Raw genomic sequence first — 16,568 nt, forward strand, 5'->3', positions numbered from 1 at the left:
TAGCCGCCGTTGGAGGGCAGCTTCCCGGTGGTCATCGCGACGCTGCAGGCACCGACGAGGCCGTTGAGGAGTTTCTGCGCCCGGGAGCGCAGGTCCAGGTCCGGACCGCTTGATCCGAGGTGGGATCCCGTGCCGGTTTCCTCGCCCGCGCCGGCACCATGGCCTGGGTTGACATCAGCATTGCCTGCGAACGCGGCAGCTCCGGGGGTGGTGAGCCGGGGGTTGGTGGCGGCGTTCATGACGGTGGTGAGCGTTTCGTATTGTTCGTCGGTGGCGAAGATTTCAAGGTGGTGGAGTCCGTAGCGGCGCCGTTTGCGCAGGAACGCGCCTTGGTGTTGGCGGAGGAGTTCTTCGGAAGGTTCGGGGCCGTTCTGGTCGATGGAGTCGATCCAGCGTTTGGTCATGGTGGTGACGAAGTCCGGGTCGGACTGGGCCGCGGTGATGGTCAGGGCGTGTTCCATCCGGGTGATGGTCTCTTCATCGGTGAGGTGCCGGACTTTGTCCAGGCCGGTGCTGATGATCGTCGCGGACCGGGAAGGCACCAACGCGGATCCGACAGCGTCGGCGAGGATTTCGCGTCGGGCCGGGATCTCCTGCCCGGTCATCCCTGCCTGGGGGAGGACGTCCGCGGCGAGGGCGAGTCGACGGCGGGCTTCACCGATACCGATCCGCAACCGTGCCCGAAGGAACTGCGCCGCGTCCCGATACCCATCATCCAGAACACTGTGTCCCTCACCGGAGACGCCCCCCTTGGAACTAGAGCCAACCGTTGATTGTGCTGCCCCGATCGTGGAAGGTGCTTCAGCAGTGGAATCTAACGCCATGTCCGTTCCCGTCGGCGGGTCAGTCCAGCCAGTCCGCCACCCCGGCGCTGCTGCCGAGGACCCCGGACCGGCTTGCTGTGCTTCCCTCCGGGCCCGTTCCACCGCCTGCGCCGCGACCACCTGCAAATACTCTACCGACCGGGAGATCTCCTCGACCCTGCCCGCAAAGTCAGCAGCCTCAACAAACCCCAACAGCCGGGCCTCGGCGGTGGCGGACAAGCGTGCGGAGTCCAGAAGTGCCGCGCCGTCCTCGAGAAGCGCAGCCAGGCCTGATCCCAGTGCCGCCAAGGGTTCAGGACGCTGGCTGTCCGGACGTTCGCCGTCAGGACTTTTTCTGTCAGGTCGTAGGCGGGGCTGAGAAGACTCTTGGTCATGTCCGGTCCGGGCTTCCAGCCGTGGTCCGGGCATCGATTCGTCATGGTGGACCGAAACGCATACCCTCTGGGCGTCCGCGGGCCCGATTCCGGCGGCTATGGCTCCCGTGGCCCCTGAAACCCGGGGGAATATGACTTGGTCGTTGAGCCCCACATGGCCGCTGAGTTGCCCGGTGCCGTGGCCCGTACCGTCGAGCCAAACACTAGCGCTACCCGTACCGTTGAGTTGCCCGGCCCTTTTGAGACTCCCAGCGCCGCCGAGCAGCCCGGTTCCGTTGAGCCCCACAGTGCCGTGGAAATTTTCGATCACGGTGATGTGCGGGCTCGAATCCTTGAACCCTGCCTTGATCCCGTGCGGGATGCTCAGGACGCGCTGTGACCGTAAAGCAGCCAGGGCAGCGACAGCAGGGGAGTGTTCCGCCCATGATGCCGTCGACTGCCCCAGTTTCTCCATGAATAAATCATTTCATTGGGGTCTGACATTTTTAGCGGAACCTTGAGTGATAGCCCGGGAGAATTTTCACCGCGGTGTGTCCAGCGCAGGCAGTGACAGGGGACCATACCTCTGACGGTGATCAGTGGAAGTTGTCGGCGAAAATGAGGCCTACAGCGTGGGAAGCAAGTACGCAGGTTCGGGTCGGTGGACGCCCCGGGGCCGGTATCCGAGGGCTTCAGCACAGCCAAGCAGGTCGGCCAGGTACCAGATAATTGCCAACCACATCTCCGTGCCCTGCAGGGTAGGGAGGGCCTGGTGACCGCTTTCGCGTGCAGCGCTGAAGGCCATTCCCTCACCGGTCCGCCACCGTAAAAGTGCCTGCTTGAGCTGTGTCCTTGCCCATGCTTTGGCGTCTTCCCGGCGGTGGGAGGTGTGCTTGGAGGCCAACCATAGGGGGTGCACCACGTCCAGGACGTTGCAGGCGTTCTGCCGGCCAACGGCGAAGTAGCGGGGGTCCGCCGAGTGAGCCAGAACTGTGTCTACGAGCCGCTCAACGTGGGGAACCGGCACACCGAATTGCGCGAACGTGCCGCGCGTAAGCCGGTAATACCCATTGACTACCTTCAAGCGATTGTCGACCGTGGGGGTGCCCCATGTTCCAGCTGTGGAATTGACGCGGCTCAGCAACCAACCGAAGAGCGACTCAAGGGAACCCGGGGAGTTCGGATGCGATTGAGCCAGATTCCAGTACGCGGCCGTCCCCCAAGCATCCACCCATGCGCCGGATTCCCAGGCTTCCTTCCTCCACGGCAGCGCATTCAGCGATGCGACTACCGCCGCTGGATTCATGTCAGCAATCGCGTGGATCGGATGCTCGAAACCGCTGCCGGCCAGGTCCAGGGCATAGCCAACGGAGAGCACATGGTAGGTACCAAGACCCCTACCGAAGGTGAGGGTCGATTCCCTGTGAGGCTCGGATCCGAACTCGGGAACCAAGCCCGTCACCGGGTCTTGTAGCTTGCGGAGCCGGGCAACGTGTTCGTCCTGAGACAGTTGCGGAGGGACAGAACCCAGCAGCAAATCCGCTATTTCAATCGCGTCGCAGTGGGCCCTGACAGTTGGTGCAGCACCTGGCCGGTCTATGTAAAGGCCGCTTGCTTCAGGAATCCAACTCCGCGAAAGAATGGCTGGAGCATCTGCGCGTGCGGCGTTGGCGAAGGCCGCCAGCTCAGCCAGCATCCCGTCGTCGAACGGTGCCTCACCCGTAGTTTCCCGGTTTACCGGGTGACGCCTGTCCCTGATCCGCCGCGCGGGGTTGCCACCCACTATGGCCCATTCAGGAACGTCCTTGGTCACTACCGCCCCGGCAGCCAGCACGGCATGCGACCCAACGGTGACTCCATCCAGTATCACCACGTTTGAACCAATCCAGACGTCGTCCCCAATGGTGATGCCCTTGCTGGTCAAAGGCTGCTTGAAGACGGGTTCTAAGGGTTCCATTGAGTGGTTAAAGCCCAGAATGGAGGTGTGGGCGCCGATCCGGACACCGTCGCCTGCGGTGACATTTCCTCGGATCACGCTGAACGCATTGACGGTGCAGTCGTCGCCAAGGGTGATGGTGCCAGTGACGTAGGCGTGAGCCGCGATGAAGGAATCCGCGCCTATAGTCAGTGTGTCGGGATCAATGTTTGCCATGGGAGACAGGAAGGCCCGCTCACCAATATTTACTCCGGTCCGTTCGGCGAAACGCCTCTGGTAGGCATCCTGTGCCACGCGATCCGTTTCGGAGGCAGAGCCCCAGAATGTCCACGGGGAGTAGTCATAGCTGAGGCTGTGCTGGGGGTTCACGTCGTTGTCTCCGCATCGGGGTGTGTCGCCGGAAAGCGCTTCCCCTATTATTTGCGTCTTGAATACCCCGGTCAATGCCCCAAGGGCAAACGATCAACCTCGATCACTCCGGGTATCCATACTCCTCGTCGGTAACCAATTCACCCCACGTGGTTTCCGAACCATCCGTGGCGCTGGCGGTTTCCCACATGGCCAAGTGGCTCATGAAGTGGTCCGGCGCTGCGCCGTGCCAATGCCATTCACCCGGGGGTGTGTAGATGGTCTGACCCTGCTGAACCACGCGCACCTCGCCACCGCGTGCCTGAACCAAGCAGACGCCGTCTGTGACATGCAATGTTTGCCCTGCTACATGAGTGTGCCAGGCCGTCCGTGAGCATGGAGAGAAGCGGACGATGTTGACCCGGAGCTGCGAGGGCGCTTCGCCTTTCGCTATGACATCAAAGTAGACGTCACCCGTGAAGAGCTCCGCGGGTCCTTTTGTACTGGTGGTCTTGGGAAAGATATCCATGGTTCCTTGTGACGTTGATGAATTATTTGGTGTGTAAGTCCCGGACAAGCCCTGAATCATCAGTGCTTGCGAGAGTCGTCGCCGCCCAGCTTGCGAGCAATTTCAGAGCGTCGTCCGTGCCGGTGCCGGGCTCGGCGTTGTAGACGGTCAAAGTCATGCCGGCATCGGCAGACAGCTCAAGGGCTTCGTACAGCAAGTGAAGATCGCCCACTATCCGATGACGGAAGTGCTTCTTGCCGGTGAAGTGCTGGCGGACATTGTGGGAGGCCCAGCGGACCCGGAATTCCTCGCTGCGGGTGGACAGTTCGCCCACCAGGTCGCTAAGCCCCCGATCATAAGGATCCCGGCCGGCCTCGGTCCGCATAATGGCCACGGTGTCGTTGGCCGCGCGTTCCCAGTCGGCGTAGAAGTCATGGCTGCGGGGATCGAGGAAAAGGAACCGGGCGTGGTTGGGCGGCCCGGCGGGACTGTCGTAAATGTCCGAGTACAGAGCCCGGCCCAGGGCGTTGGTCGCCAGTAGATCCAAGCGACCGTTTCGGATGAACGCGGGCGATCCGCTGATCGCATCCAGGGTGAGCTGAACACCAGGCCGGATGGTCTGTTTCCGCACGGGCCGGCGCCTCGACCTGCCGCCGTCGCTCGCCGCACGGGCGAGATCGTACAGGTGGGCGCGTTCGGCGTCGTCGAGTTGCAGGGCGTTCGCCAAGGATTCCAGCACGCTTTCCGAGACCCCCGCGAGGTTTCCGCGCTCAAGGCGGGTGTAGTACTCCACGCTTACTCCGGCCAGCATGGCCACCTCGCCGCGACGGAGGCCCGGTACGCGGCGGTTGCCGCCATAGGCGGCCAGCCCCGCTTGCTCGGGTGTGATCTTCGCCCTCCGGGTGGAGAGGAAGTCGCGCGTCTCGGTCCGGTTGTCCATGCTTCAACGGTATGACGTTTGGCCCGCTGAGGGAGTCCCTGTCAGTACCCCTAACAGCAGTAACTCCTTTCATCCAGGAAAGCAGGGTTAGATGGAGTCATCCAACAAAGTGAACCACGCAGGAGAAACATGCCTACCGCTAACGCTTACGCTGCACCTTCGGCCACGGGCGACCTGGCCCTGACCACCATCGAACGTCGCGAGGTTGGCCCGAACGACGTCCACATTGACATCAAGTTCGCCGGCATCTGCCACTCGGACATCCACACGGTCCGGGGTGACTGGGGCCCGCAGCAGTATCCTCTGGCCCCTGGTCACGAGATCGCCGGCATTGTCACCGAAGTTGGCTCGGACGTCACCAAGCACAAGGTGGGCGACCGCGTTGGCGTCGGCTGCATGGTGAATTCCTGCAAGGAGTGCAAGAACTGCCTGGCCGGAGAAGAACAGTACTGCCTCAAGGGAAACGTGGGCACCTACGGCGCCGTTGACCGCGACGGCACCATCACCCAGGGCGGCTACTCCAGCAACGTCGTGGTGAATGAAGACTTCGTGGTCACCATTCCGGAAGGTTTGGACCTCGACGTCGCCGCTCCGCTGCTGTGCGCCGGCATCACCACCTACTCGCCCCTGCACCACTGGGGTGCCGGCCCCGGCAAGAAGGTTGCCGTGGTGGGTCTTGGCGGACTCGGCCACATGGCAGTGAAGATTGCCGACGCCATGGGTGCTGAGGTTACCGTGCTGTCGCAGTCGCTGAAGAAGATGGAAGACGGGCTCAAATTGGGCGCCGACCACTACTTCGCCACCAGCGATCCCTCCACGTTCGAGGATCTCGCGGGCACCTTCGACCTCATCATCAACACCGTCAGCGCCTCCATCGATATCAGCGCGTACCTGCAGCTGCTCACGCTCGACGGCACGTTGGTCAACGTTGGCGCACCGGCCGAACCCTTGCCGGTGAACGTGTTCTCGCTGATTACGGGTCGTCGTCGCTTTGCCGGTTCCGCGATTGGCGGTATCCGTGAAACTCAGGAAATGCTGAACTTCTGCGCGGAGCACGGCCTTGGCGCAGAGATCGAGGTCATCCCGGCCAGCAAGATCAACGACGCCTACGAGCGCGTTCTTGCCTCGGATGTCCGCTACCGCTTTGTCATTGACGCCTCCACAATCGGCTAAAGACGCAGCACCATAAGAAAGGCCATGCCCCCGTTGAGGGGCATGGCCTTTCCTATACCCCGCAGCAGGGACAATGGTCTGGTGACTTTCAGACTGGACACCATGGGTACAGGGCTGGTCTTTGCTGATTCCCTCGCGAACCTCGCTGCTGCCCTAACCAACCAGGCCGACGGCGGCACTGTCCGTGGGCGGAAGGCGCCGATGGGGGGAGCGGCAGCGGTTGGAGGCATTGCCGTGGTTCAGGCGCCTCCGGGTACGGGCAAAACCACGCTCGTGCCACCGCTGCTGGCCAATCTCGTGTCGGAACAGCACCCTCAGCCACGCGTCGTCGTGACCCAACCGCGCCGTGTGGCGGCCCGCTCAGCCGCGCGCCGCCTGGCCTCGTTGGACGGAAGCCGCCTGGGTGACAGGGTGGGCTACACCGTCCGGGGTGAAAGCAAACTCGGCCGGAACACGGTGGTGGAATTCGTCACGCCAGGCATCCTTTTGCGGCGCCTCCTGGCCGACCCCGGACTTGAGGACGTCCATGCTGTCGTTCTTGATGAGGTGCACGAACGTGGGCTGGAAACGGATCTCCTGGTGGGCATGCTCGCTGAGGTCCGCGAGTTGCGGGGTGACCTCACGCTGGTGGCCATGTCGGCCACTCTCGACGCGCCTCGTTTTGCGGCACTACTGGGATCGGGCGGCCCAGGGCTCGACGGCGGTGGCTCGGCTCCGGTGGTGGACTGCCCTTCCGCGCTGCACCCGATGGAGGTCCAATGGGCTCCTGCCTGGGAGCATCGACTGGATGCCCGGGGAGTGTCCCGGAGTTTCCTCGATCACGTGGCCAGCACTGCGGCGGCTGCCTACTTAGCGGCCCTGAAGCAGCACCCCGAGGTGGACGCCTTGGTTTTCCTCCCGGGAGCCCGGGAAGTTTCAGACGTCGCATCGCGCCTTCGCGGGCAGCTGCCACACAGTGTGGAAGTGCTCGAGTTGCACGGCCAAATCAGTCCGGAAGCCCAAGACCGGGCGGTATCCGGGCGAGTACCCGGCGGGTCACCCCGGCTCATCGTGTCCACGTCCTTGGCGGAATCGTCCCTCACAGTTCCCGGCGTGCGTTTGGTGATTGACTCGGGCCTTTCACGGGAACCCCGGCGGGACGCCGGCCGTGGCATGTCAGGACTCGTGACGGTCTCTTGTTCCCGCGCGTCGGCCGATCAACGTGCCGGCCGGGCAGCGCGACAGGGGCCGGGCACCGTGGTGCGCTGCTACGACCCGCAAGCGTATGCGGCGGCTCCAGCGCACCAGACGCCCGAAATATCCGTGGCGGACCTCACCGGTGCTGCCTTGGTTCTTGCATGCTGGGGTGCTCCTGGCGGTTCTGGTCTGAAGCTTCCGGACACACCGCCTGCCGCCGCCATGAACGACGCCGTGGAGGTCCTGCGCGAACTGGGTGCCGTGGGTGGGGACGGAAAAGTCACCGCCGTCGGCAAGACTTTAGCCCGCATCCCCGCTGACCCACGGCTCGCCCGGGCCTTGCTGGACGGATCTGCGGTAGTGGGTCGACGCATAACCGCTGAAACTGTGGCACTTGTGGCCGGGGACCACAGAGCACCCGGCGCCGACCTGACAAAGCTGCTTACTATGCTGCGCTCGGGATCAGACCCTGGGGCTCGTCGTTTCGTGGAGGACGTCAAGCGGATGGAAACGCTGGCAGGGAACGAAACGCGGGCACGGAAGGAGGCTGCCGCCGTCGTGCATCCTCGACCGGCCGCGGATATTACGGCGAGGGAAGCGCCCGGCTTTGTGGTGGCGCTGGCCTTCCCGGACCGCATAGCCAGACGCGTCCCCGGTGACGGGTCCACCACGTACTTGCTCTCGTCCGGAACACGGGCCGGGCTCCCCGCCGGGAGTTCACTGTCCGGGCATGACTGGCTTGCCGTGGCCGAGGTGTCTCGTGCGCAAGGACGTGATGCCGCGGGAACCGGCGCCGTCATTCGTTCTGCCGCGCCGTTGTCGGCCGAACTTGCGGTAGCCGCCGCGCCGGGTCTTCTCACGGAGAAGGTGCAGGCGAAGTTCGAGCAAGGCCGGGTGATGGCCAGGTTGGAACGCAGCCTGGGCGCCATTGTTTTGTCCTCCACGCCCGTCCGGCCCACCGCCAAATCCGGGCGCCGCGCAGTGTCCAAGGCCTTGGAGAAGTCGGGGTTGTCCATGATCGGCTGGTCATCGGCAGCCGATTCCCTGCGCCGGCGCCTCGGAATGGTGCACCGTGAACTCGGGAAACCATGGCCTGACGTCAGCGAGGCGGCACTGCTGGCCAGACTTGATGAATGGCTGGGCCCGGAAATGGAGGCGATGGCCACAGGTGCCGCGGTAAGCTCCATCAACCTCGTTGACCCCTTGCGACGCCTGCTCCCATGGCCAGACGCCGCGCGGCTTGAAGATCTCGTGCCGGAGCGCTTGATGGTGCCGAGCGGTTCGCGTATCCGGATCGACTACCCGGAGGTTACGGACCGCGGTCCGGACCAGCACAGTACGGATCACCGCAGTACGGATCACCGCAGTGCGAGTCAACGCAGTACGGGTCACGACGGCGGCCGCCCAGTGGTGGCGGTCAAGCTTCAGGAATGCTTCGGTTGGGACCGCACGCCGCGCCTCGTCGAGGGCCGGGTCCCTGTGTTGTTTCACCTACTATCCCCGGCAGGAAGGCAGTTGGCTGTGACGGATGATCTCGCATCCTTCTGGTCCGGTCCTTACTGCCAGGTTCGGGCCGAGATGCGTGGGCGCTACCCCAGGCACCCCTGGCCCGAAGACCCATGGACCGCGCCGGCTACGGCAAAGACGAAGAACAAAATGTAGCCAGACGCTCTGGAGTGCCTCTAAACGAGCCGCTCCAGCATGAACTGAATCTCGCCATCCACGAACGTTCCCAAGACGGCGCTTGCGGCAAATTCGTCCGGGGCAGTGGCCAGTGGATCGAGTTCGAAGGCAGTGAAGTCGGCCCGCTTGCCCACCGTAATGGAACCAGATACGTCCCACAGCCCGGCAGCTTTGGCGGCGTGGGAGGTGTACCCCTCCAAAGCCTGAAGTGCGGTGAGGGCTTGGGATGGTGCGATGGGTTGCTGCTCCGGATGTCCCGATCGCCGGCGCAACTGGGCGTCCGCGATGATCGGAAGCGGTTCGAAGGGGGCGATCGGCCAGTCGGAGCCGATACCCAGCGTCACACCCGCGTCGCGAAGATCCCTGCAGCGCCAGGCCCGGTCCGCCCGCTCAGGACCAAGCCGGGTGGACCAATTGTCACTGTGATCGGCCAACGAGTAGTGGGTGCAATGGGTCGGCTGCATGCTCGCCACCACCCCCGCGCCCTGGAAGCGCGCCACCAGCTCATCCGGCACGGTTTCTATGTGCTCAATCCTGTGGACTGCGCCCCGCAAAACGTCGGCGGGCACCTCGTGGCGCAGGGATTCCAGGGCCTCCAGTACATGTTCAACCCCGGCATCTCCGATTGCGTGCGTGGCAGTCGGAATACCACGGGAGGCAAAGTAGCGGACGGCCGCGGAGTATTCTCCGGGACGCGGCCAGAACGGTGCAGTGGACTGTCCGTGAGCATCGGGTTCATGGAGCCAGGCCGTTCCGTTGTCCACGGTGCCATCCACGAAGAGCTTGATGGCTTCAACGGACCAGCGGCGCCCACCTGTACCTATACTTCTGGCCAGTTCCTTCCAAGTATCTTCACCGCTGCCCGGCATGCACCATGGCGCGGAACGGAGCCGCATCGGAAGGTCGCCCTCGGCCTCCAATGCCTGGAAAAGCGCGGTGGATTCCTCGCTGTGGTCCATGATGTGGCCACCGGTCAGTCCCGAGCGGGCAAAGTCCCTCAAGAGCTCACCAAGGCGGGCTTTGCGTTGGGCAAACGACTCCTGCGGGATATGGCGCTGGACCAACTCCATGGCCGCGGCTTCGAGCAGGAGCCCGGTGGGGGCACCGTCTGCGTCGCAGACCACTTCGGAGGCCTGGTCAAAGTCGAACCGGCCATGGATTCCGGCCAGTTCCAAGGCGCGGCTGTTGGCCAGTGCCGAATGGCCGTCGAATAAGCGAATGAATGCGGGTTGATCGCCGGTGACCCTGTCCAGGACACTTCGGTGCAGCGGCACTGTTCCGAAAGCGTTCGGGTTCAGCCCCCATCCACGCAACCACCCGCCGTCGTGCGCTGCTTCTGCCCGCAGCAGTGTGAGGACGTCGTCCAGGGCCGCAGCACCGGCCAGGTCGACGCCGATGGTCAGGTCCAAGCCAAACACGGGGTGGATGTGGCAGTCCACCAGTCCTGGCGTGAGAGTCGCGTTGCCAAGGTCCACCACGCGGGTGTCCGCTTGCTGCCACTGTCTGGCATCGTTGCGGCTTCCGACGGCGGCAATCATCCCGCTGCTGATGGCGACGGCTTGGACGGGTTCCTTATGGGGCAGCCCATCCATGGTGTGAATGGTGTCGGAAAGAATGATGAGGTCAGGAGTCATGGGTTTCGAAGCTTCCAATCCGGGCGAAGACGTGGGGGCGGGTGGTGCGCAGTCTGCGGGCAATCAGCAGGCCTGCAAGGAAAACAACGGGCGCGACCAAAAGCAGGATGGTGTTGGTCAGGGCATCGGCAAAGGTGAGGAGTTCGATGTTGATGGCGATCAATGCCACCACGCCGAACAGCAGAACGGCCGAGGCTGCACTCAAAGGAATGAGCAGGCGGTTGGTAGCTGCGGCCGGGTTACGCCGAAGGTAGATGAACGCTGCTAGAGAGACCAGTCCCTGCAGTGCCACAATCCCGAAGATGCCCGGGGTGTTAACCCAGATCAGCAGCTGCTTGTACGGGTCGGCGCCGGCGATGGCACAAATGATGATGACGACGGCGGCCAGGACAGTCTGAATCTGCCCTGCACGGTGCGGGGACTTGTACTTGGGGTGGGTCCTGCCGAGGAAGGCGGGGAGCACACCGTCTTTGGCGAGCATGTACACGTAACGGTTGATGGCGTTGTGGAAGGCCAACTGGGAGGCGTAGACGCTGGTTACGATCAGCACGTACATGACCACTTCGGCCCAGGGGCCAACGTACTGGTTGATGGTGGCAAAGAACATGCCATCGGCCAGTTCGCCAGCAGCAGCAACAACGTTTCCATCGCCGAAAGCCTGAATGACGGTCCACACAATGAAGGCGTAGAACACGGACATGAAGCCCACTGCAATATAGGTGGCCCGGGGAACCGATGTGTCTGGATTTCTTGCCTCACGCCGGTACAGCACGGTGGATTCGAAGCCCATGAAGGCGGCGAAGCAGACAGCCAGGATGGCAAGAACACCGGGCGTGAAGGCATGTTCGGGGGAGAACGAGGAGAAACTGATGCCTTCGGCGCCGCCGCGTGCCAGGATTCCGAAGCCCATGATGGCCAGGATCGCGGTCTCGGCAAGGAGCAGGACTCCCAGGACCTTCGCGCCGACGTCGATGCCGCGGTAGCCGAGGAACCAGACGGCCGCGATGGCTACCAGGGCAACTACGGGCCACGGCACATCCAAGCCAAAGAGGGCGCGGAGCATGCCTTGGGTTTGGACAGCGAACAATCCGTAGACGCCGATTTGGAGGCAGTTGTAGGAAACGATCGCCAGGATGGCTGAGGCCAGCCCTATCGTTTTGCCCATGGCCAAGGTGATGTAGGTGTAGAAGCCTCCGGCTGCTTTGACGTGTTTGGTCATGGCCATGAAGGAGATGGCGAAGATCAACAGGACCGCGCCGGCAATGACATATCCCATGGGCGCACCTATGCCCCCGACGCCGATGGCAACAGGTGCCACCCCGGCCATCACGGTCAGGGGAGCTGCTGCGGAGATTACCAGGAAGGCAATGCCGCCGGTGCCTATGGCATTTCTTTTGAGCCCATTACCGGCGTCTGCCGCCGGGGGTCGTGTTTCGAGGTCAGACATGGGGATCCTCTGAGTGTTTGGGGAGGGAAATTCGAGGGGGAGCCGAACGTTAAGCGAAAGGCTTTCGTTTATCGTAGGTCCTTGTGATGCCGGGCACAATACCTCGACGCAAAGTTCTGGCTAGAGTCGTACCTACACCCTTGAATGGAGACACCCGTATGGCACGCCCGCTGGTCCCGCTGATATCCATCGATGCACTCGTCACCGCCGCCCTTGAGTTGGTGGACGAGGCGGGAGACTTCAGCCTGCCCAAACTGGCCAAACGGATCGGCGTCAGCCAATCCTCCATCTACAACCACGTCAGTGGGCGGGAAGAAATTCTGGAGCTCATGCGCGGCCGGATCATCTCCGAGAGCCCTTACGTCCTGGAGGATGAGCAGGATTGGGAAACGTCCCTCCGCGCCATTGTCCGAAGCTACAGAGATGCCTTCGCGCGCCACCCAAAACTTGCACCCCTCTTGGTACTCCAAACTGTGCAGGATGCCCAGGTCATGGCGCTCTACGAAAACCTGGCTGTGGCCCTCGACGCCGCAGGGTTCCGCGGCAGGGACGTGATGTCGGCGATATCCACCATAGACAGCTTCGCCTTGGGCTTCGCGTTGGACCTGGCAGCTCCCGACGTCGTCTGGGCGCCACCCGCGGAGGGCTACCCAGCGCTCACCGATGCTTTGTCCCAAGCGGGTCCTGCAACGGAGCGAGGTGCGGCGGCCTTTGATTTCGGCCTCGAGATCCTGATAGCCGGACTGCATTCCCGTCTTCAGTCGAACGTTCTGTGAAGCGGACATTCCTGTGAATTTCATCCAAGATTGGTGCGCCGCGGTGACCCGGGGCTTCACCGACGTCCACACCACAGCGGTGCCGTTACCCGCTCTGCTGGGCATCCTCGCATGTGCCGTTATCCTGAGCATTCCGCGTGCCACCTGGCGGTGGTTCGGCCTGTACGTGACTTTCGTCCACGAACTCGGACATGCGTACGCGGCCCTGATGACGGGGCGTTTCGTCCACGGGCTTCGGATCGGACTGGACCATTCGGGTCGGCTCGTCAGCAGCGGCCGGAGCACCTTCGGGGCAGCGTGGTCCGGATTCTGGGGCTATCCAGCGCCAGCGGTGGTCGGTTTGTGCCTGATCGCCGCGTTTGCGGCAGGCCGGTCCGGCGCAGCAATGTCCGTAGGGGCATTGATCCTGCTCGTCTCGCTCATCTTCCTCAGGAACCTCACCGGGATCCTTGTGGCGGTGTTGAGCGCTGGCATCGCCCAGCTCCTGATCCTGTTCGCGACGCCCACGGCCGTCAACTACGCGGTGCTGGCACTCGGTGTGGCACTGTCCGTGGGTGGCGTCAGGGATCTGTTCAAACTCGCCGGTGTCCACACCCGACGCCGCGAACGCCTCCAGGCTTCCGACGCCTTCATCCTGGGCCGCACCACAGGAGTTCCGGCGTTCGTCTGGCTGGCCGGATTCACGGTGGTCATCATCGGTTGCACCCTCGCATCCGTCTGGTTGCTGTGGGGGATGCTCACCGTTTAGCCCGGTGGTTGAACGGAGCCAGGCGCGTAGGCGAACGGAGTCAGGCGCCCGACGGCGGTTGTCCCGTTTTGGTTCCTGCGAGGCCTTGCCCTGTGGTCGCTTCAGGGTGTCCAATCCTTCTTAACGTTCGAAGCGGAGGTGTTCGGACTCCGTGCCGGGATCAAACACCAGGAGGTGCCCATGTCCGGGAAGGGCACGCGCGAAACGGCCAGGGGCCCGGGAGGCGGCGCCACGGAAGCCAAGCGAGGCGATAACGGCACTGCCTTGGCGGCGGAACATCCAGCAAAAATCCGGAATGTGGCACTTGTGGGGCACGCGGGTGCGGGAAAGACAACGCTCGTGGAAGCCCTTCTGGCCGCCACCGGTGCCATCACCAGGATGGGCTCCATCAGCGAAGGCACCACCGTCAGTGATTCCGACCCTTCCGCGATCCATCAGCAACGATCCGTCACGTTGTCCGTGGCCCCGATCGTGGTGGGAGAGATCAAGGTCAACCTGATCGACACCCCCGGCTACACGGACTTCACCGGGGAACTGCGCGCTGGTTTGCGGGCCGCCGATGCGGCCCTTTTTGTTGTCTCGGCCGCTGACGGCCTCGACGCCGCCACCGTTGCATTGTGGGGAGAGTGCGAGAAGATCCGGCTGCCGCGTGCGGTGGTCGTCAGCAAACTGGACCATCCTCGCGCTGACTTCAGCGCCGCCGTCGTGCGTTGCCAGGAAGCATTCGGTGAGTCAGTTCTCCCGCTGTACCTCCCGGCTGTGGGAAACGCCGGCCTCATTGGTGTCCTCCACGGCGCGGAGGCCGAGGACCTGACGCATGCCAGGGAGGTGGAAGCAGCCAGAGGACCCTTGATCGAGGGCATCATCGCTGAAAGCGAAGACGAAACCCTCATGGACCGCTATCTTGGCGGCGAAGAACTGCCACTTGCAGACCTGATCACTGATCTTGAAACGGCGGTGGCACGCGGCAGTTTCTTTCCCGTTATGCCCACCTCGGCCGAAACCGGTCTGGGCCTTCCCGAGCTCATGGCACTGCTGACGGATGCTCTGCCATCGCCTTTGGAACGGATCGCTCCCACAGTGATGAACCTCGACGGTTCGTCACTGAAGCCCCTGGAGTGCGATCCCACCGCTCGCCTTGCCGCTGAAGTAGTGCGGACCACCGTGGATCCGTTCCTCGGCCGCGTGTGCCTGGTCAGGGTCTTTTCGGGGACCCTGAGGGAGGATTCCTCGATTCATATCGGCGGCAGGGGATTGGCGGACAGAGGCCACGAGGACCACGACGCCGATGAACGCGTTACGCATCTCTACTCGCCTGTGGGTTCGAGCCTCAAAGCGGTTCCACAGTGCATTGCCGGCGATATCTGCGCCATCAGCAAGCTGGCCAGCGCCGAAACCGGGGACACTGTCTCAGGTCGCGAGGCCCCGCTGCTGATCGAGACCTGGAACATGCCCGAGCCCTTGATGCCTGTAGCCATAGAGGGGGCATCGCGCAGTGATGAGGACGCGCTGGCAAAGAGCATCGGCAAAGTCGCCGCAGCCGACCCCACTCTTCGATTGGAGCGCAATCAAGACACGCACCAGCTCATCCTGTGGTGCATGGGGGAAGCCCACGCCGAAGTGGTCCTGGACAGGCTCCGGAACCAAGGCGTCAAAGTTCAGACCGTGGACGTTATCACCCCGCTCAGAGAGACCTTCGCCAGCAAAGCCACCGGCCATGGGCGGCACGTCAAGCAATCCGGCGGGCACGGGCAATTCGCCATCTGCGACATTGAGGTGGAGCCCTTGGCCCGCGGAGGCGGTTTTGAATTCACGGACAAAATCGTAGGCGGCGCCATTCCCGGCACGTTTGTCACCTCGGTGGAGAAGGGCGTCCGCTCCCAAATGCTCAAAGGCGTATCAGCGGGATTCCCGGTAGTAGATATCAAGGTGACACTGGTAGGCGGAAAGACCCACAGCGTCGACTCATCCGACGCAGCCTTCCAGTCTGCCGGTGCGCTGGCCTTGAGGGAAGCTGCCGCAGCGGCCAAAATCCAACTACTGGAGCCGGTCTCCTCCGTTGTCATCAGCGTTCCCGACGAATACGTGGGCGCGGTGATGAGCGATCTGTCCGGACGCCGGGGCCGGGTCACCGGAACCACTGCCGCGGACGGAGAGGTCACGGAAATCAGCGCCGAAGTACCGGACCAGGAGCTCCTGCGGTACGCCATTGAACTCCGCGCCCTCACGGCAGGAACCGGCCGTTTCCGCCGGTCCTTCCTTCGTCATGAACCCCTGCCGAAGCAGCTCTAAGCGTTTGACCGCAGGAAGGCTGCTACTTCCGGCGCGAGGGATGCCCCTACCTCGGCCGCGCCACGCTTTAGGCCCTTGACCGCGAACGAATGGTCTCCGCCTTCGGCCCATTGCAGAGTCGCCGTCGCGCCTATTTTCTTCACCACTGCCTCCAGCAGTTCCGGTGTCGCAAAAGTATCGCGGGTGCCTTGGAGGAAGAGCATGGGCACGGTGACGCCGTAAAGGTGCTCATCCCGCAGCTTCTCCGGCTTGCCAGGGGCGTGGAGCGGGTACCCCAGGTACACCAAACCGCGTGCGGGCATGCCCTCAGCTACTGCCATGGAGGCCATGCGTCCACCAAAGGACTTACCAGCGGCCCACAGGGGCTCGCCTTCGCTGAGTCCAGCCGCCGTGTCCATCACTGCCTTCCACGTGGCGATAGCCAGCGGCGGACGATCCGGAAAACGACGGCCGGCCTCCCGGTAGGGGAAGTTGAAGCGCAGCGTGGCCACGCCTTCGCCAGCCATCGCCTCAGCGAAACCCTGCAGGAACGGGTGTTCCATTCCCGCTCCGGCACCGTGTGCCACCACCAAGGTGGCGAAGGGTTGCTCGGGCCGGATATGGAGGGCAGATACTTCATTTTCACCGACAGCGATGGTCACGGATGTTTCAGTGTTTGGCATGCAACCATCATTGCCCACCACAGCAAAAACCGCCGGGTGCTGACGCGCAAGGCTAAAACGGGGTAGCT

The 16,568-nt window shown here is 63.3% G+C and carries 11 protein-coding genes and 2 pseudogenes; 5 read left to right on the forward strand and 8 right to left on the reverse strand.

From position 1 onward, the window contains the following. The 5 genes and pseudogenes from CQ020_RS19470 to CQ020_RS19485 all read right to left on the reverse strand — a co-directional run. Positions 1-1,652: 13E12 repeat family protein (locus CQ020_RS19470; protein ID WP_258142100.1), on the reverse strand; the 1,652-nt coding region annotated here is incomplete at its 3' end. Positions 1,653-2,924: 1,272 nt separating this feature from the next. Next, a pseudogene (locus tag CQ020_RS24815) lies at positions 2,925-3,080 on the reverse strand (DapH/DapD/GlmU-related protein); the annotation flags it as partial. 150 nt (positions 3,081-3,230) lie between these two features. Continuing rightward, positions 3,231-3,329: pseudogene (locus CQ020_RS24820) on the reverse strand (hypothetical protein); the annotation flags it as partial. A 256-nt stretch (positions 3,330-3,585) separates the two neighbouring features. Next, positions 3,586-3,990 (reverse strand): cupin domain-containing protein, encoded by a 405-nt coding sequence (locus CQ020_RS19480; protein ID WP_105693332.1) that lies wholly within the window; start codon positions 3,988-3,990, stop codon positions 3,586-3,588. Between the two features lie 22 nt (positions 3,991-4,012). Continuing rightward, positions 4,013-4,909, reverse strand: coding sequence for a helix-turn-helix transcriptional regulator (locus tag CQ020_RS19485; protein ID WP_105693333.1), 897 nt, complete (start codon positions 4,907-4,909; stop codon positions 4,013-4,015). 129 nt (positions 4,910-5,038) lie between these two features. Between CQ020_RS19485 and CQ020_RS19490 the strand changes: the two genes are divergently transcribed. After that, on the forward strand, positions 5,039-6,082 hold the full coding sequence (locus tag CQ020_RS19490; RefSeq protein WP_105693334.1) for an NAD(P)-dependent alcohol dehydrogenase: 1,044 nt from the start codon (positions 5,039-5,041) through the stop codon (positions 6,080-6,082). 42 nt (positions 6,083-6,124) lie between these two features. Continuing rightward, positions 6,125-8,920, forward strand: a complete 2,796-nt coding sequence (gene hrpB / locus CQ020_RS19495; RefSeq protein WP_105693335.1) for an ATP-dependent helicase HrpB — start codon at positions 6,125-6,127, stop codon at positions 8,918-8,920. A 20-nt stretch (positions 8,921-8,940) separates the two neighbouring features. Here hrpB and CQ020_RS19500 read toward each other — a convergent pair whose 3' ends face one another. Together CQ020_RS19500 and CQ020_RS19505 are read right to left on the reverse strand one after the other, a co-directional pair. Then, positions 8,941-10,575 carry an amidohydrolase gene (locus CQ020_RS19500; protein WP_105693336.1) on the reverse strand — a complete coding sequence of 545 codons (1,635 nt, stop codon included), beginning with the start codon at positions 10,573-10,575 and terminating at the stop codon, positions 8,941-8,943. After that, positions 10,565-12,022 (reverse strand): APC family permease, encoded by a 1,458-nt coding sequence (locus tag CQ020_RS19505; RefSeq protein WP_105693337.1) that lies wholly within the window; start codon positions 12,020-12,022, stop codon positions 10,565-10,567. The genes CQ020_RS19500 and CQ020_RS19505 overlap by 11 nt, the downstream gene beginning before the upstream one ends. Before the next feature lie 158 nt (positions 12,023-12,180). On the opposite strand from CQ020_RS19505, the gene CQ020_RS19510 reads away from it, so the two are divergent. The 3 genes from CQ020_RS19510 to CQ020_RS19520 all read left to right on the forward strand — a co-directional run bounded on the left by CQ020_RS19510 (position 12,181) and on the right by CQ020_RS19520 (position 15,838). Continuing rightward, positions 12,181-12,798, forward strand: coding sequence for a TetR/AcrR family transcriptional regulator C-terminal domain-containing protein (locus tag CQ020_RS19510; RefSeq protein ID WP_105693338.1), 618 nt, complete (start codon positions 12,181-12,183; stop codon positions 12,796-12,798). A 13-nt stretch (positions 12,799-12,811) separates the two neighbouring features. Next, positions 12,812-13,546, forward strand: coding sequence for a M50 family metallopeptidase (locus CQ020_RS19515; RefSeq protein WP_105693339.1), 735 nt, complete (start codon positions 12,812-12,814; stop codon positions 13,544-13,546). Between the two features lie 180 nt (positions 13,547-13,726). Next, positions 13,727-15,838, forward strand: coding sequence for an elongation factor G-like protein EF-G2 (locus CQ020_RS19520; protein WP_105693340.1), 2,112 nt, complete (start codon positions 13,727-13,729; stop codon positions 15,836-15,838). Here the strand turns inward: CQ020_RS19520 and CQ020_RS19525 are convergent. Beyond that, positions 15,835-16,500: an alpha/beta family hydrolase gene (locus tag CQ020_RS19525; RefSeq protein WP_105693341.1), complete on the reverse strand. Its 666-nt coding sequence runs from the start codon at positions 16,498-16,500 to the stop codon at positions 15,835-15,837. The two genes, CQ020_RS19520 and CQ020_RS19525, sit on opposite strands and share 4 nt — an antisense overlap. Between the last annotated feature and the right edge of the window lie 68 nt (positions 16,501-16,568).

Source organism: Arthrobacter sp. MYb23, assembly GCF_002979775.1.
In the GTDB taxonomy this organism is placed as follows: Bacteria; Actinomycetota; Actinomycetes; order Actinomycetales; family Micrococcaceae; genus Arthrobacter.